Origin of the sequence: Amycolatopsis sp. NPDC052450 (assembly GCF_044547565.1) — a bacterium.
In the GTDB taxonomy this organism is placed as follows: Bacteria; Actinomycetota; Actinomycetes; order Mycobacteriales; family Pseudonocardiaceae; genus Amycolatopsis.
On record NZ_JBIUAQ010000007.1, the window covers coordinates 132,879 to 149,518 of the forward strand.

General features: G+C 67.9%; 15 protein-coding genes. 7 read left to right on the forward strand and 8 right to left on the reverse strand.

From position 1 onward, the window contains the following. Positions 1-52 precede the first annotated feature (52 nt). Entirely contained in the window at positions 53-1,576 is a 1,524-nt protein-coding gene (adh, locus tag ACIHAO_RS14675) for an aldehyde dehydrogenase (protein ID WP_396557943.1), read from the forward strand. After that, positions 1,576-1,959 (forward strand): DUF779 domain-containing protein, encoded by a 384-nt coding sequence (locus ACIHAO_RS14680; RefSeq protein ID WP_396557945.1) that lies wholly within the window; start codon positions 1,576-1,578, stop codon positions 1,957-1,959. The genes adh and ACIHAO_RS14680 overlap by 1 nt, the downstream gene beginning before the upstream one ends. Here ACIHAO_RS14680 and ACIHAO_RS14685 read toward each other — a convergent pair. After that, the gene (locus ACIHAO_RS14685) at positions 1,913-2,485 is read right to left on the reverse strand and encodes a TIGR03086 family metal-binding protein (RefSeq protein ID WP_396557947.1); all 573 of its coding nucleotides are present in this window, start codon (positions 2,483-2,485) and stop codon (positions 1,913-1,915) included. The two genes, ACIHAO_RS14680 and ACIHAO_RS14685, sit on opposite strands and share 47 nt — an antisense overlap. 40 nt (positions 2,486-2,525) lie before the next feature. Between ACIHAO_RS14685 and ACIHAO_RS14690 the strand changes: the two genes are divergently transcribed. Further along, complete coding sequence (locus tag ACIHAO_RS14690) at positions 2,526-3,221, forward strand: MOSC domain-containing protein (RefSeq protein WP_396557949.1); 696 nt, start codon at positions 2,526-2,528, stop codon at positions 3,219-3,221. After that, positions 3,211-3,822 (forward strand): TetR/AcrR family transcriptional regulator, encoded by a 612-nt coding sequence (locus ACIHAO_RS14695; RefSeq protein WP_396557951.1) that lies wholly within the window; start codon positions 3,211-3,213, stop codon positions 3,820-3,822. The genes ACIHAO_RS14690 and ACIHAO_RS14695 overlap by 11 nt, the downstream gene beginning before the upstream one ends. Before the next feature lie 55 nt (positions 3,823-3,877). On the opposite strand, the gene ACIHAO_RS14700 is transcribed toward ACIHAO_RS14695, so the two are convergent. Then, positions 3,878-5,458 carry a beta-N-acetylhexosaminidase gene (locus tag ACIHAO_RS14700; RefSeq protein ID WP_396557953.1) on the reverse strand — a complete coding sequence of 527 codons (1,581 nt, stop codon included), beginning with the start codon at positions 5,456-5,458 and terminating at the stop codon, positions 3,878-3,880. Positions 5,459-5,566: 108 nt separating this feature from the next. Continuing rightward, complete coding sequence (locus ACIHAO_RS14705; RefSeq protein ID WP_396557955.1) at positions 5,567-7,438, reverse strand: propionyl-CoA synthetase; 1,872 nt, start codon at positions 7,436-7,438, stop codon at positions 5,567-5,569. Positions 7,439-7,623: 185 nt separating this feature from the next. Between ACIHAO_RS14705 and ACIHAO_RS14710 the strand changes: the two genes are divergently transcribed. Continuing rightward, positions 7,624-9,396 carry a serine/threonine-protein kinase gene (locus ACIHAO_RS14710; RefSeq protein ID WP_396557957.1) on the forward strand — a complete coding sequence of 591 codons (1,773 nt, stop codon included), beginning with the start codon at positions 7,624-7,626 and terminating at the stop codon, positions 9,394-9,396. A gap of 78 nt (positions 9,397-9,474) precedes the next feature. On the opposite strand, the gene ACIHAO_RS14715 is transcribed toward ACIHAO_RS14710, so the two are convergent. The 3 genes from ACIHAO_RS14715 to ACIHAO_RS14725 form a co-directional block, all read right to left on the reverse strand. After that, positions 9,475-10,044: a hypothetical protein gene (locus tag ACIHAO_RS14715; protein WP_396557959.1), complete on the reverse strand. Its 570-nt coding sequence runs from the start codon at positions 10,042-10,044 to the stop codon at positions 9,475-9,477. Positions 10,045-10,124: 80 nt separating this feature from the next. Continuing rightward, entirely contained in the window at positions 10,125-11,177 is a 1,053-nt protein-coding gene (locus ACIHAO_RS14720; protein ID WP_396557961.1) for a hypothetical protein, read from the reverse strand. A gap of 84 nt (positions 11,178-11,261) precedes the next feature. After that, positions 11,262-12,833, reverse strand: coding sequence for a dolichyl-phosphate-mannose--protein mannosyltransferase (locus ACIHAO_RS14725; protein ID WP_396557963.1), 1,572 nt, complete (start codon positions 12,831-12,833; stop codon positions 11,262-11,264). A gap of 68 nt (positions 12,834-12,901) precedes the next feature. Between ACIHAO_RS14725 and rsmI the strand changes: the two genes are divergently transcribed. Beyond that, the gene (gene rsmI, locus ACIHAO_RS14730) at positions 12,902-13,738 is read left to right on the forward strand and encodes a 16S rRNA (cytidine(1402)-2'-O)-methyltransferase (protein WP_396557965.1); all 837 of its coding nucleotides are present in this window, start codon (positions 12,902-12,904) and stop codon (positions 13,736-13,738) included. Here rsmI and ACIHAO_RS14735 read toward each other — a convergent pair. Next, positions 13,735-14,289, reverse strand: coding sequence for a QsdR family transcriptional regulator (locus ACIHAO_RS14735; RefSeq protein ID WP_396558257.1), 555 nt, complete (start codon positions 14,287-14,289; stop codon positions 13,735-13,737). The genes rsmI and ACIHAO_RS14735 overlap by 4 nt on opposite strands. A 99-nt stretch (positions 14,290-14,388) precedes the next feature. On the opposite strand from ACIHAO_RS14735, the gene ACIHAO_RS14740 reads away from it, so the two are divergent. Continuing rightward, positions 14,389-15,348 carry a zinc-binding alcohol dehydrogenase family protein gene (locus ACIHAO_RS14740; RefSeq protein WP_396557967.1) on the forward strand — a complete coding sequence of 320 codons (960 nt, stop codon included), beginning with the start codon at positions 14,389-14,391 and terminating at the stop codon, positions 15,346-15,348. Between the two features lies 1 nt (position 15,349). Here the strand turns inward: ACIHAO_RS14740 and ACIHAO_RS14745 are convergent, their stop codons facing one another. After that, positions 15,350-16,627 carry an aminodeoxychorismate synthase component I gene (locus ACIHAO_RS14745; protein ID WP_396557969.1) on the reverse strand — a complete coding sequence of 426 codons (1,278 nt, stop codon included), beginning with the start codon at positions 16,625-16,627 and terminating at the stop codon, positions 15,350-15,352. Positions 16,628-16,640: the final 13 nt, after the last annotated feature.

Sequence of the window (16,640 nt, forward strand, 5' to 3'; positions counted from 1 at the left end):
ACCCGGCCTAGCTTCGCCGCCATCCGTCACCCCGAGCGATGAGGCAGGAAAGATGGCCAAGTACGCGGCACCGAACACCGAAGGCGGCGTCGTCAGCTACGAGTCGCGCTACGACCACTACATCGGAGGCGAGTACGTACCGCCCGCGAGCGGTCAGTACTTCGAAAACCCGACCCCGGTGACCGGACAGGTGTTCACCGAGATCGCCCGCGGTACCGCCGCCGACGTCGACCGCGCGCTCGACGCGGCCGAAGGCGCGGCCGCGGCCTGGGGCCGGACGTCGGTGGACGAGCGGTCGAACGTGCTGCTGCGGATCGCCGACCGGATGGAACAGAACCTCGAAGCGATCGCCGTCGCCGAATCGTGGGAGAACGGCAAACCGGTCCGCGAGACCCTCGCCGCCGACATCCCCCTCGCGATCGACCACTTCCGCTACTTCGCCGGCGCCCTGCGCGCTCAGGAGGGCGGCATCTCCCAAATCGACGACAACACGGTCGCCTACCACTTCCACGAACCGCTCGGCGTCGTCGGCCAGATCATCCCGTGGAACTTCCCGCTGCTGATGGCGGTCTGGAAGCTCGCGCCCGCGCTCGCCGCGGGCAACGCGATCGTGCTCAAACCCGCCGAGCAGACCCCGGCGTCGATCCACTTGCTGATGTCGCTCATCGGCGACCTGATCCCGCCGGGCGTGCTGAACATCGTCAACGGCTTCGGCGTCGAGGCGGGCAAGCCGCTCGCGTCGAGCAACCGCGTGCGGAAGGTCGCGTTCACCGGCGAAACCACCACCGGACGGCTGATCCTGCAGTACGCCAGCGAGAACATCATCCCGGTCACCGTCGAACTCGGCGGCAAGAGCCCGAACATCTTCTTCGACGACGTCGCCGCGGCCAACGACGCGTTCTACGACAAGGCACAGGAAGGTTTCGCGCTCTTCGCGCTGAACCAGGGCGAAGTCTGCACCTGCCCGTCGCGGGCGCTGATCCAGTCCGGCATCTACGACCGGTTCCTCGGCGACGCCGTCGAGCGGGTCAAGAAGATCAAGCAGGGCCATCCGCTCGACACCGAGACGCAGATCGGCGCGCAGGCTTCCAACGACCAGCTGGAGAAGATCCTTTCCTACATCGACATCGGCCAGAAGGAAGGCGCGAAGATCCTCACCGGCGGCGAGCGCAGCGACCTCGGCGGCGAACTGTCCGGCGGGTACTACGTGCAGCCGACGGTGTTCGAAGGCGACAACAAGATGCGGATCTTCCAAGAGGAGATCTTCGGCCCGGTCGTCTCGGTGGCCAGGTTCGACGACTACGCCGACGCGCTGAAGATCGCCAACGACACGCTGTACGGCCTCGGTGCCGGTGTCTGGTCGCGCGACGGCAACACCGCCTACCGCGCCGGCCGCGACATCCAGGCGGGCCGGGTTTGGGTCAACAACTACCACGCCTACCCGGCGCACGCGGCCTTCGGCGGCTACAAGGCTTCCGGGATCGGGCGCGAGAACCACAAGATGATGCTGGACCACTACCAGCAGACCAAGAACATGCTGGTGTCCTATTCGGACAGTGCGCTCGGGTTCTTCTGATGGCCGAGCGGGTCGGCTTGACACCGGCCGCCGCGGATCTGCTGCGGCGGTTGGTGTCACTCCACGGGCCGGTGATGTTCCACCAGTCCGGCGGATGCTGCGACGGGAGCGCCCCGATGTGTTACCCGGCAGGCGAATTCCGCACCGGGGCGGCCGATGTCCACCTTGGTGACCTGAGCGTCGAGGGCATCGACGACGTTCCGGTGTGGATGTCGGGCCCCCAATTCGAGTACTGGAAGCACACGCATCTGACCATTGACGTCGTCCCCGGCCGGGGCAGCGGATTCTCCTTGGAGGCGCCCGAAGGAGTCCGCTTCCTGGTCCGCTCCCGGCTGTTCAGCGATGAGGAATCGGCCGAGCTGAACGGCCCAGCAACGCGATGAGCCGGTCGCCCGGCGTGGCGTCCGGCGGTACCTCGACAGCGTGGTCGAAGGCGCCGCCGGGCCCGCGCACCGGCATCACGTCGGGGTAGCGGCTCGCCACCGTCAACGCGGCCGCCGCGAGCTCGTCGTCCCAGCGGTGTTCACGGCCGAGAGCGGTATTGAGGTCCCAGTCGTGGGTGAGCGTGTCGACGAACAGCACGGCCAAGGCGTTCTTGGCAGGGAGCGGACCGAAGTTCCCGAAGTCGAAGGTCTTTTCGAGCGCCGGCGCGCTGAAGGCCGCGAGGAACTCGGCGGAACTCTCTTCGTAAGACGTGGCGAGGTCGTCGTCCGCTGTTGGCCGGGTCTTCCGGGGAAGGCCTGTCGCCTGCGCGGCGCGGTGCTCGTTGTTGTCGATCAGGTGTTTCACGATGTCGCGGACGGTCCATTCGGCGCAGGGGGTCGAGCGGTCCCAGTCGTCCGCGCCGATTCCGGCGATCGTGGTCCCGGTGGCGTGATGCGCCCGGGTCGTCAGTGCGAGGAAGTCCATGGAGTCAAAGTATACGAACGATCGTGCTATCTTCTAGGGTGTGAGCACACTCGAGGTGAACCAGGTCTTCGTCGGGCGGCCGTCCGTGCTGGGAACGAAGCGCGACGTCCCGGTGTACAGCGCCATTGCGAAATCGCGGGTGGAGACGCCGTTCCTGAAGCTGGACGAGATCAATCTGGCCGGTGACGATCAGGCGGACCGGAGTGTCCACGGCGGCGTCGACAAAGCGGTTTACGTCTACCCCGCGACGCACTACGCGGCCTGGTCGGAGCAGGGTTTTCCGGTGGTCGCGGGCGATTTCGGGGAGAACGCGTCGGTGACCGGCGCCGATGAGTACGACGTGCGCGTCGGCGACGTCTGGGCTTGGGGCGAGGCGCTGGTCCAGGTCTCGCAGCCGCGGACGCCGTGCTTCAAACTCGCGATGAAGACCGGGCGCAAGGACGTCATCCCGGCGATGATCGACTCCGGCCGCAGCGGCTGGTACCTGCGGGTGCTCCGGACGGGTGAGGTCCCCACTTCGGGGCGGATGACGCTCGAAGAACGCGATCCGGTGAATCCGACGATCGCCGAGGTGTACGTCGCGTCGTTCACCAACGTCGCCCAGCTGGACGACGACCGCCAGGACGCGTACTGGGCGCTGCTGGACCGGGTGCTCGCGGCGCCGTCGCTTTCCCGGCAGTACCGTGACGGCCTGGAATCGGCGAAACGGCGGCGAGAGGAACGGAATGCCGGTTGACGGCCGGGTGGCCCGCGGCGACGCGACGAGGCGGATCGTGCTCCGGCGCGCCGTCGACATCGCGTCCGTCGAAGGACTCGACGGGTTGTCACTCGGCAGGCTCGCCACCGAGCTGGAACTGAGCAAATCCGGGGTGTTCGCGCTGTTCGGTTCCAAGGAGGAACTGCAGCTCGCGGCGGTCGAGACGGCGAGCGCGATCTTCGCGGAGAACGTCGTCGAGCCGACACTGGAGGTCGAGCAGGGCATCGCCCGGCTGCGCGCGCTGTGCGCGAACTGGCTCGACTACTCGGAACGCCGCGTCTTCCCGGGCGGCTGTTTCTTCTTCAACGCCGGCGCCGAGTTCGACGCGCGGACCGGCCGGGTCCACGACGCGGTCGCGAAGGCGAGCCGGGGCTTCGCCCAGTTCATCCGGTCCACCGTCGTCGAGGCGCGGAAGGCGGGGGACCTGCGGGAGTCCGTCGACGTGAACCGGCTGGCCTTCGAACTGCACGCGCTCGGACGGGCCGCGAACGCCGATTCGGTGATGTTCGGCGGTACGGAGCCCTACGCGCTGGCCAGAGCTGCCATCACCGCCCGCCTCGACGCCGCGGTCGTGTCATGAAAGGGCCGTTCAGGACATTTTTCGTCCTGAACGACCCTTTCATGACACTCGGGAACTACTTCCAGTCGACCTGCGTGGACCGGTAGAAGTCGATCCCCTGCTGAACCCACCGCGGGCTCTGCTTCGCCAGCCGGAGCCGGTACGCGTCCCAGGTCCGGGAAGCCTTCGGTGACCAGCCGATCTCGGCGTGCCCCGGCAGCCTCGGGAACGCCATGAACTCGATGTTGTCACTCGTGATCAGCGTTTCCGACCACAGCGGCGCCTCGACGCCGATGACGTTCTTCTCCGACACGCCCTGCAGATACGTGGCCGGATCCCAGTCGTAACCGGTCTTGACCTCGATCAGCCCGGCCCAGCTCAGCCCGAGCGGGGTCTGCGGGTGGTACTTCATGTCGAGGTACGCCTTGTTCGCCGGCGACATCAGGATCTTGTTGCCGCGCGCCGCGGCCTCGGCCACGTTGGCGTCCGTGCCGGTCGTACCCCAGAACTGCGGAACGGCCGAAACCGGCGGTTTCGTCTTGGCGATGTCGTGCCAGCCGGTGATCGTCTTGCCGTACTTCGCGACGATCGGATGCACCTTCGTGGCGAAGGTCTGATAGTCCGCCGGGGTGGTCGAGTGGGCCTCGTCGCCGCCGATGTTGATGTACTTCCCGGGGGTGATCGCCGACAGTTCGCGGATGACGTCGTCGACGAACTTGTAGGTGATGTCCTTGTTGATGCACAGCGAGCTGTAGCCGACCTCGATGTCGGTGCGCGGCGGCACCGCGACCCCGTCGCAGTTCAGTTCGGCGTAGGAGTGCTGGGCCGCGTTCGTATGCCCCGGCATGTCGATTTCGGGAACGATCGTGATGTGCCGCGAAGCCGCGTAGCGCACCAGGTCCTTGTACTGCTCCTGCGTGTAGTACCCGCCGGGGGCGCCACCGACGGCGGTCTGCCCGCCCACGGTCGCCAGCTTCGGCCAGCTCTTGATCTCGATCCGCCAGCCCTGGTCGTCGCTCAGGTGCAGGTGGAGTATGTTGATCTTGTACTGCGCGATCTGGTCGATGTAGAGCTTGACCTGCGCCGGCGTGAAGAAGTGCCGGGCGACGTCGAGCATCGCGCCGCGGTAGCCGAAGCGCGGATAGTCGAGCACTGTGCCGCCCGAAACCACCCATGACCGCTTCTGGACGGTCTTCGCCTCGATCGCAGACGGGAACAGCTGACGCAGTGTCTGCACTCCGAGGAACAGGCCCTCGTCGGTGTTCGCCTTCAGTGTCACGCCGGACGACGAGACCTTGAGCTGGTAGCCCTCGGTGCCGACCCGGTCGCTCGCGCGACCGGTTTCGAGGGAGATGGCGTGGCCACCGCCGCGGTGGCCGGTGACGACGGGCAACCGGTAGCCGGTGGCGGGCCTGAGCAGCCCGGCCAGGTACTCGGCGACCTGCTTGCCTTCGCGGTCGGTGCGGATGACGGTGGCGGGGTTGAGCCGGAAGTCCGCGCGAGGATCGGGTTTCGCGTCGACAGGCGCGGGGACGACCTCGGCGACGGTCCGTTCGGCTTTCGCGTGCTGTCCCGCGCTCGCCGTCGCGGGCAGGCCGAACGTCACGAGACTCAGGACGGCCACGCCGAGCACGGTTCTGGACAGACGTTTACTCATGGAGCACCTCCGGTCGGGTACCTGGAGACTCTCTGGCTATAGAGGTATAGACCAATAGGGCAAACACGACAACACCCGATCGGACCAGTACGCCGTGCCGATCATCGGTCATCCGCCGCGCAGAACCGCTTTCAAGGCATCGAGAACACTCGCGTCTTCGATGGTCGAGGGCACCTGCTCGTCGCGGCCGTCGGCGATCCCGCGCATGGTCTTGCGCAGGATCTTCCCGGAGCGCGTCTTCGGCAACGCGTCCACAATGGACACGTCACGGAACGCCGCGACCGGCCCGATGTCCCGCCGCACCAGCGCGACCAATTCGGATTTGAGTGTTTCGGCGTCGAAGTCCACGCCCGACTTCAGCACCACGAACCCGCGCGGAAGCTGCCCCTTGAGCTGGTCCCGGACGCCGATCACCGCGCATTCGGCGACGGCGGGGTGAGAGGCCAGCACGGCCTCCATCGAACCGGTCGAAAGCCGGTGGCCCGCGACGTTGATGACGTCGTCGGTTCGGCCCATGACGAACAGGTAGCCGTCTTCGTCGACGTATCCGGAGTCACCCGTCAGGTAGTAGCCGTCGTACCGCGAAAGGTACGCCTCGCGATACCGCTCGTCGTCCTGCCACAACGTGGGCAGCGATCCCGGCGGCAGCGGCAGCTTGATGGCGATGGCGCCTTCCCGGCCGGCGGGGACCGGCTCGCCCGCCTGGTCCAGGATCCGCACGTCCCACCCTGGCACTGGTTTCGTCGCGGAACCGGGTTTGACCGGCATCGGCTCCAGCCCGCGCGGGTTCGCCGCGATCGGCCAGCCGGTCTCGGTCTGCCACCAGTGGTCGATCACCGGCACGCCGAGCTTGCCGTGCGCCCAGTGATAGGTCTCCGGATCGAGCCGTTCACCGGCCATGAACAACGTCTTGAACTCGCTGAGCTGGTATTTTTCGATTTCGGCCGCGTCAGGGTCGACCTTCTTGATCGCCCGCAACGCCGTCGGCGCGGTGAACAACGCCTTCACCCCGTGGTCGGCGATGACCCGCCAGAACGCGCCGGCGTCCGGGGTTCCGATCGGTTTGCCCTCGTACATGATCGATGTCGCCCCGATGAGGAGCGGCGCGTACACGATGTAGGAATGGCCGACGACCCAGCCGACGTCGGACGCCGTCCACCACACGTCACCGGGCCGGATGTCGTAGATCGCGCCCATCGACCAGGCCAGCGCGACCGCGTGCCCGCCGGTGTCGCGCACGACGCCCTTCGGCTTCCCCGTGGTGCCGGAGGTGTACAGGATGTACAGCGGATCGGTGGCGGCGACCGGCACCGGATCGGCGGGGGAAGCCTTCGCGACCAATTCGGTCCAGTCCGCGTCGCGCGCTCCCATCTCGGCGCGAGCACGCTCCCGCTGCAACACCACGACCTTGTCCGGCTGGTGGACCGTGCCCGCGAGCGCCTCGTCGATGATCGGCTTGTATTCGACGACCCGCGTCGGCTCGATCCCGCACGAAGCGGCCACGATGACTTTGGGTTTCGCGTCCTCGATCCGCGCCGCCAGTTCCTTGGGCGCGAACCCGCCGAACACCACCGAGTGCACCGCGCCGAGCCGGGCACACGCGAGCATCGCGACCGCGGCCTCGGGGACCATCGGCATGTACACGATGACGCGGTCGCCCTTCCCGACACCGAGAGACGCGAGCGCGCCCGCGAAGCGCGCGACGTCGTCCAGAAGTTCCGCGTAGGTGAACCGGCGTACCGAATCGGTGACGGGAGAATCCCAGATCAGCGCGGTCTGCTCGCCACGGCCGTCCCGCACGTGCCGGTCGAGCGCGTTGAACGCCGTGTTCAGCTCCCCGTCCGGGAACCAGCGGTAGAAGGGCGCCTTCGACGCGTCGAGGGCCTGCGTCGGCGGGCGGATCCAGTCGATCGCCTGTGCGGCTTCGAGCCAGAAACCCTCCGGGTCTTCGAGGCTCCGCTGATACGTCTCGGCGTGCATCGAATGCTCCTTCGCGCTCGGGTACCGGACCCCATCGTGGACTTCCGGCCATGATGGGGTCCGGTGATAACGGCGGGGAGACGCCCGCGACAACCCGGCAACCCTGCGCGGGCATGGAGCGTCCTAAGCTGGACTAGGGGTAAAAACGCCGGAAACGGCCTCGACGAGCGAGGGGAGCAGGGTCCATGGGACTAGCGAGCGCGCTGCTTTCGTTCGCGCACAGCCTGTTCGGGCCAGGGATCTGGCCAGGGGACTGGGTGTGGGCGACGAGCACCGCGGGAGCGCTGGTCGCGCTGCTGCCCGCACTGGGAGCGATGGTCGTCGCGATCATCCGCAAAGGCACCGGCAATCGCTACGACGTGGTGACCCTGTCCATCTTCGGCGGGATCGGCGTCGTCGCCGTATTCCTGCTGCCGTGGCTGCTGGCCACCGGTGTTTCGCAGGTCTACCAGGAGGCCGCGTCGTCGAAGTCGGGCGGTAAGTCGGGCTTCTCCGGCAGCGACCTGTCGACCTTCAACTCCGACTACAGCCCGCTGATCGGCGCGCAGAGCGAGTACCTCGGTCGCGGCCAGAACGTGTACGAGGTCCTGTTCTATCCGAGCGGGATGCAGCTGAGCTACATCTTCTATCTGATCCTGCTGGTCGGGTTGCCCGCGCTGTCGCTGCTCTTCGTGATGCTGCAGGCACGGACCGCGTTCCGCCGCGGACCGAAGTGGCCTTCGCGGTTCTTCTGGATCCCGTTCGTGCTGATGGTGCTGGCGAGCATCGGCATGGGCGCGAACACCGCCGTGCACTTCTGGCTCGGGTTCCTGCCGTTCAGCGTGCTGGGGCTGATCCCGGTCGCGCTGGTGGGCCCGCCGCCGTGGTCGGTGATCAACCGGCCGGACCCGCAGCCCCGGCAGAAGATCGAGCCGTACCGCCCGGAGCCGCCCGCTCCGAAACCGCAGCAGCAGTTGCCGCCCCCGCCCGCCAAGCAGTACCCGGCGACCGCGCTGGCGCAGGCGCCCGAACCTCCCGCGCTGGCCGCGGCCCCCGGCCCGGTCCCGCAGCCTCCGGGTTCCCGCAACTCCGGTGGCGGCCGCTACAAGCGCGTCCGGCGGCTCGGTCACGGTGGCTTCGGCACCGTGTGGGAAGCGGTCGACACCCAGCTCAACCGCACGGTCGCGCTGAAGATCGCGCACGCGCCGGACCGGGACACCGAAGAGCGCATGCAGCGCGAGGCCAGGGCGCTGGCCGTGGTGAACCACCCCAACTGCGTCAAGGTGTACGACCTCGTCGAGGAACCCGACGGGCTCGCGCTGGTCATGGAGTACCTCGAAGGGCGCTCGCTGGCCGAGATCGTCGACTCGCAGGGCCCGCTCGACGACATCGCCGCCGGACGGCTCTGGTCGACCATGGCGGGCGCGCTCGCCGCGGCGCACGAGAAGGGTGTGCTGCACCGGGACCTCAAGCCGTCGAACATCATCCTCGACCGCAACGGGCTCGCGCATCTCATCGACTTCGGCATCGCGCGCAGCCAGGGCGACTCGAAGATGACCGCGACCGGGATGATGATCGGTACGCCGGACTTCGTCGCTCCCGAACAGGCGATGGGCTCGCCGGCGAGCCCGGCTTCGGACGCTTGGCAGCTCGCCGCGACGGTCAGCTACGCGCTGTCAGGCCAGCCTCCGCGCGGTACCCGGGAGACCCCGATGGCCGCGCTGATGGCCGCCGCCCGTGCCGAACCGGTGTCCAAGCTGCCGAACCGCAGCGCGCACGCGCGGATCCTCATCGCTTCGCTGGACCAGGAACCCCGCCACCGTCCGACGCTCAGCGCCGTGCGGCGCGACGTCGAAGGCTGGCTCGCTCGCGCGGGCAAGTCGCCGGACGGCCCGGTCACCCAGATCGTCCCGCGCCGCCCTCCGCAGTCGCAACCGCAGCCCCATCAGCAGCCGCAGCCCCAGCGTCACCCGCGCTGACCTGCGGAAAGAGAGCAAGGGACCTTTGCTGGCGTTCGTTAGTGCACTAACGAACGTCAGCAAAGGTCCCTTGCTCTCTCACTCGATGATGACCCAGGTCCCGCCGCGCCAGCCCATGGTGAAGATCTTGGGATCCCCGTCCATGATCGTCGCCTTCGGCGCGATCGCGTTGGGCGGGATGGTCACCTGGTCGGGCCCCTTGCTCTTCACCTTCGCGCGGTCGACCCGGGTGGCTTTCAGGTTCTTCAGATCCGCGGGCGTGAACATCTCGAACAGCATCGGCGTGAGGCTGCGGCACTCCTTCATCCCGCCGTCGTAGGCGGGCGCCGAAATCCGGCACACGGTGTCCAGGTCCTTGGCGCCCAGCGCGTGATGGAACTCCTCCATCACGCTCGCGGCGCCGTCCGGCGTATGCGCCACCGCCCCGCCGGTGGCGGGCTTGGTGACCGTCCCGGCGGTCGCCGAAGGGGCTGTAGCGCTGCTGCGCGTAGTCGACGTAGGCGCGCTTGAGCTGCTGCTCGGCGCTTCGGAAGCGCTCGGAACGGCCGAAGTCTGCGGCGACGCGGTCCCCGGTGTCTGCTCCTCGCAGCCCGCGATCAAGAACAAGGCCGCGGCCGCGCAGGCCGCTCCGAGCGGTCGGATCGTCATGATGCCCCCTGTCGGACTGCTGTTGACCAGGGGAGAGTAACAACTGAGCCCTAAGTGTCACAGGCGAATCGGGAAACGCGCTATGCGTCGCCCTCGATCAGGGCGACCATCGACACCGCCAAGATGAGCTGCGCGGATACGCAGGTCCGCTTCATCGCTTCCTTCTTCTTACCGATGAAATCGACCTGCACCACCTGACCGTTGGGGAGCTGGGTGCTCACGGCACAGGTCTCCTCGGTCTGCTCGTACCTGGCCTTCAGCAGGCCGAACTTCCCTTCCCGCACGTCCGCGCCCTGCTTCGGCGGCACGGCATCGAGACCGCCGGTGCCGGTCGTGTACATCCCGACGGCTTTCGCATAAGGGACCTCGTGGGTGCAGGTCGGTCCGACGGGGCTCTCGCCCTTCTGAGCGCCTTCACGGCCCGCGTTGACACCCGCGTAATTCGCGTGGGTGAACTTGACGACCTCGCAAATGTCGGCGTTCTTCAACGCCTCCGCCGGTGGCTCCTGAACGGTGCTCGGTGCCGGCTTGCCCCCGGCGAGCGGCACGAATTTCTTCAACACCACTTCGGCGACCTTCTTCGCCAGTTCGCAGTGTTCGGCGCGGACCCCTCCTTCGTCGTTGTCGACGTCATAGGCGTCGACGGCGATCGAGGCGTAGGCGCGGACGTCCATGTTGACCGAGCAGAAGGTCGCCGGTTCCGGGTCGAAGGCATAGGTCCGGCCCTTGATCCCGGCGATCTCCACCGGTTCCATCACCGGGGCGTCCTGCGTGATCCAGCTGTACGGGCTGTAGGCGTGCACCTGGGCGCCTTTGTTGTTCGGGAACACGAACTGGCAGCCGCTGAGCGTGCCCTTGGTGCTGACCAGGCCGAGCGGCTGGAGATCGGGTTTGATCACTTCCAGCCAATCGCAGCCTTCTTCACCCTGCTTCACGGGCAGGGCCAGCGGCTGATCGAGCGCCTGATCACTGAAACCCGACCCGTCCGCGGGCGGGTCGTACTTCGGATACTTCGCTTCGCCGCCGGCGGTGGCGCCCGGAGCGGCACCTTCGCGGAAGGCTTTCCCGTCGACGGCGCTCGAGCACCCCGTCAGCAGCAGTGCGATGGCCACGAAATACGGCCAACGAGACATGATGACCCCCAGAAATCCCTGATTCGGGCAGGAGTCTAAGTCGCTTTCAGGAGCTTCGCTGGGCCTTGGGGCAACCGGTGGCGGTCACTTCCAGGACGGCAGCCACAGCTCGGCGTTCCAGTGCTCGTTGGTGATCGCGTTGCCGTTGAGGATCGGCCACAGCCAGGCGAAGTTGGCCACGACGAGCCCCACGTAGAGAGCGACGACGAGCATGCCGGTGCCCCGGCGTTCGAATCCGCGTTTCGCACTGCCGAGGATATGCCCGAGGATCAGCGTCAACCCGAGTATCAGGAACGGCGCCAGCGGCGTCGCGTAGAAGTAGTACATCTGGCGGTCGAGGTTGGTGAACCAGGGCAGGAACCCGGCCAGGTAGCCGACGAGCACGGCGGCGTAGCGCCAGTCCGCGCGGAAGAACGACCGCCACACGCTCCAGCCGAGCATCGGCAGCGCCAGCCACCACATCGCCGGCGTCCCGATCAGCATCGTCGCCCGCACGCAGGTCGACTCGCCGCACCCGGTCGCGTCGGTGCCACCCGCGTACGCGTAGAGCATCGGCCGCAGTCCCATCGGCCAGGTCCACGGCTTCGACTCCCAGGGATGCGGCTTGTCCTTGGGCGTCACCAGGTTCGCGTGGAAGTCGAGGACGTTCATCGAATAGTCGCCGAGCGACCGCAACGCGGGCGGCATCCACGCCCAGAAACCGGGATCGATGTCCTTGATCGCCACGTAGTTGCGGTCGGTCGCGGTCTCGCTCGCGAACCAGGCCCAGTAACAGGCGAGGTACACCAGGATCGGGATGACGACGATCGCCCACAGCGCGGGCAGCACGTCGCGGCGCAGCGTGCCGAGCCAAGGCCGCTGCACGCCGGCGGCCCGGCGCGCGGCCACGTCGAAGAACACGGTGAGCAGCCCGAAGGCGGCGATGTAGTAGAGCGCCGACCATTTGACGCCGAAGGTCAGCCCGATCATCAGGCCGCCGGCGAACCGCCACCACCGGAAACCCAGCTTCGGGCCGAACCGCGATTCGTCGATCCAGCCTTCGCGGACGGCCACGGCGAGCCGCTGCCGCACCTGGTCGCGGTCGCACAGCACGCAGGCGAACGCGGCCAGCACGAACAACGCGATGAAGATGTCGAGCATGCCCATGCGTGACTGCAGGTGCAGGACGCCGTCGCTGATCACCAGGATTCCGGCGACCGCGCCGAGCAGGGTGGAGCGGGTGAGCCGCCGGGCGATCCGGATGACCAGGAACACGATCAGCGTGCCCGCCAGCGCGGGCATGATCCGCCAGCCCCAGGCATTGTAGCCGAACAGCCACTCGCCGATCGCGATGAGATGTTTCGCCAGCGGCGGGTGCACGATCAGTTCGTAGCCGTAGTTGTCTTCGTAACCGCCGTTGCGCAGCATCTGCCACGCCTGCGGGACGTAGTGCTTCTCGTCGAAGACCGGCGTGCCCTTGTCCGTGGGCGTTCCCAGATTCTGGATCCGGACGATGCCGCCGATGAGCGTCAGCACCAGCGTGACGACCCAGCCGCGCAGGCGATCGGTCGGCATGCCGCGGCCGAGGAGTGAGGCCTCCCGATCGCTCGGTGGCCGGAGCGCGTCGACCGGATCCGGCCGCACGCTCTCGTTGTCACGGGTCAGCAGTGCGGTCACGGGGCATGATCCTACGGGCGGAAGAGTGAACTCGGTGTCCGGATCTGCGAACCGGTTAACCTTCGGGAATGACCGAAGGACGCCTCGTGCTGGCAGCCACCCCGCTCGGAGACGTCCGTGACGCTTCGCCGCGCCTGTCCGAAGCTCTCGCGACGGCCGACGTGATCGCCGCGGAGGACACCCGGCGCCTGCGCTCCCTCACCGCCGCCCTCGACGTTTCGCCGGTCGGCCGCGTGGTCAGCTTTTACGAGGACGTCGAGACCGCGCGCCTGCCGAAACTGCTCGAATCGCTCAAGTCGGGTGAGACGGTGGTCTTGGTGACCGATGCCGGAATGCCGAGCGTCTCGGATCCCGGGTTCCGTCTGGTGGCGGCCTGTGTCGAGGCGGACGTGCCGGTGACCTGCCTTCCCGGCCCGTCCGCGGTGACCACGGCGCTCGCGCTGTCCGGCCTGCCGTGTGACCGTTTCTGTTTCGAAGGTTTCGCCCCGCGCAAGCCCGGTGAACGCGCGAAATGGCTCGGTTCGCTGAAGGACGAGCCCCGCACGGCAGTGTTCTTCGAATCTCCACACCGCCTCGCGAGCACGCTCGCCGACGCCGCCGAAGTCCTGGGCCCCGACCGTCGGGCCGCCGTGTGCCGCGAACTGACCAAAACCTACGAAGAGGTCAAACGCGGCAATCTGCCGGAGTTGGCCGCCTGGGCCGCGGACGGGGTCAAGGGCGAGATCACCGTCGTTCTCTCGGGTGCGCCCCCGCGTTCGGTCAGCGTCGAGGACCTGGTCTCGGAAGTCTCGTCGCGGGTCGCGGCCGGTGAACGCCTCAAGTCCGCCGCCGCCGAAGTCGCCGAGGCGACAGGTGTGTCGAAGAAGGAGCTTTACGACGCCGTGCTCGCCTCCCGTAAGAGCTAGGACAGCAAGGCCGTCACGGCCGCATACGCCTTCGCGGCATCGGGCTCCGCGCCGGTGATGACATCGGTGTAGATGAACGACTCGCCGATCCGCACCAGCAGGTACGCGAGGTCCTCGACCGGCAGGGGCGGGGTGAGCCGTCCGGCCTCGACCTCTTCGTCCAGGAACTCGCGCATTTTCGCGATCGCGCGACTCTGCACCACGCTGGCCTTCGTCGTCAGGATCCGCAGCGCCCGCTCGGGCTCGTTGCGCAGGAACTCCCGGAACGGTTTCGAGTCGTTCACCGTCCGGACGAAGGTGCCGACCAGCTCCGCGATCCCTTCCGCGCCGCGTCCGAGTTTGCCCGAAGCGCGCGCTTCGAAGACCTCCACGGTCATCGACCACAGGATCTCGCCGAGCAGCTGATCCCGGCCGCCGACCCACCGGTGCAGGGTGGCGCGGCTGATCCCCAGCTCGGCCGCGAGGTCACCCATGTCCACCCGGCGCCCTTCCAGGAACCGGGCGCGCGCGATCGTGAACGCGCGCAGAGCGTCCGGGCGCGGCGAAGTCAGCTGGCGTTCCAGTGCGGTTTCGATGAGTGAAACATATCACGCCATGTCTCAGGTATGAGACATATGCAAGAATGTCTCATCTCGACGAGGAGGATGCGGATGCGCGCAGTACAGGTGACCGAATTCGGCGGACCCGAGGTGCTCAACCTCGTCGACCTGCCCGATCCCGTCCCCGGCCCGGGGCAGCGGCTGGTGGAGGTCGACCGGATCGGCGTCAACTACGCCGACACGCACCAGGCCGAGAACTCCTACCTCGCGCCGAGCAAGCTCCCGCTCGTGCCCGGTGGCGAGGTCGTCGGCCGGACCGCCGACGGCAAGCGTGTCGTCGCGCTGCTCAACGGGGGCGGCGGCTACGCCGAGCGCGCGGTGGCCGACGAGGTCACCAGTTTCGAGGTGCCCGACGGCGTCGATGACCTGACCGCGCTGTCCTTCATCGTCCAGGGCACCACCGCCTCGCTCCTGCTGCGCAAGACCGCCCACCTCGAACCCGGCGAATCCGTCGTCGTGCACGCGGCCGCCGGCGGGGTCGGCTCCATCGCCGTGCAGCTCGCGAAAGCCTGGGGAGCGAGCCGGGTCATCGCGACCGCCAGCAGCGACGAGAAGCGCGCCCTCGCCCTCGAGCTCGGTGCCGATGTCGCCATCGATTCGCGCGCCGAGAACATGACCGACGCGCTTCGCGAGGCGAACGGCGGCAAGCGCGTCGACGTCGTGCTCGACATGACCGGCGGCACCGTCACGGACCAGAGCATCGCCGCCCTCGCGCCGTTCGGCCGCCTCGCGTTCTACGGCATGGCCAGCCGCGAGCAACCGAAGCCGGTCGAGGCCCGCAACCTCCTCGGGCACAGCACCACCGTGTCCGGCATGTGGCTGCCGCACGCCTTCAAACTCCCCGGAAACGTTTTCGGCCGCGCGCTCGACGAGCTTTTCGAACTCGCGCTCGCGGGCGGGGTGCGTGCCATCGCCGGCGGCGAGTACGCGCTGTCCGACGCACGCGCCGCCCACGAGGCCCTGCGCTCGCGCGGCACGATGGGCAAGCTCCTGCTGGACCCCGCCAAGTAGCTCAGCCGAGCAGGCGCTCCAGCGGAGCGGACTTGTGCAGGCATTCCTGCCATTCCGCTTCGCTGTCGGAGTCGGCGGTGATCCCGCCGCCGACTCCCAGTTCGATCGTGCCTTCGTGGATTTCGAAGGTTCTGATCGCGACGTTCAGTTCCAGTCCGGCGATCGGCGACGCGAGTCCGATCGCGCCGGTGTAGACGCCGCGCGCGGCCGGTTCCAGCTCGGCTATCAGATCCAGCGCCCGGATCTTCGGCGCGCCCGTCACCGAACCCGGCGGGAAGGTGGCCGCGAGCAAGGCCGCGTCGTCGATCCCTTCGGCGAGCAATCCCTCCACAGTGGACTCGAGATGCCAGACGCCCGGCGCCGGCCGGACCGCGAGCAGTTCGGGGACACGCACCGTGCCGGTGGCACAGACCCGGCCGAGGTCGTTGCGGACGAGATCGGTGATCATCACGTTCTCGGCGACGTCCTTGGTGGATTCCCGCAGGCGCTGCGCGAGGTGTTCGTCCGAGGCGTCCCGCCGCGGCAGCGTGCCCTTGATCGGCGTCGACCGGACACGCTGCCCTTGCCTGGCAAGGAAAAGTTCAGGGGAGAACGAGACGACCGAGCCCCAGCCGCCGGCGAGGAACGCCGCCCGGCGGGCTCCGAGGCGACGGGTGCCTTCGGCGAACAAAGCGATCGGATCGCCGGTGAACTCCCCGCTGAAGCGTGCGCAGATGTTCGCCTGGAACAGCTCGCCGGCTTCGATCGCGTGCACACACGCCTTGACGGCGTCGTAGTGCTCCGACGGAAGCGGACGTGACAACGGGCCGGAACTCCAAGTCGGTGCTTCGGGGACCTCGGCGAGCGAGGATTCCACCGCGGCCACTTCGTCGACCGGATCCGGGGCGCCGTCGGGAACCAGGGCTTCGAACCACCACGAACCGTCCGCGTCCAGCCGCAGCACCCTGTCGACCCAACCCCAGGCCGCCGGAGGAAGCGCGCCAGAACGGCCCGACGGATCGATCAGGTCATAACCCAGGTAACCGAACCAGCCGCCCCCGACGGCGCCGGGCACCGCGTCACGAACAAAAGGCATCCGAGCGGGGATCGCGAAGGCTTCGGCCGCATCCCGGACGGGAGCCAGGGAAGCGCTCAGCGCGATGACCGCGCGCGAAGAAAACCAGTCGCCGCAAAGCGCGGCAGGTGGAGCGAGCCCGAGGCGCCTGGCGCGTACGCCGAGAACCGTCAGTGCCCGTTCGGGCCCGACGTCCGTCCGCAGCCTCCGGCACATCAACCGCACGCGATATTGTCAC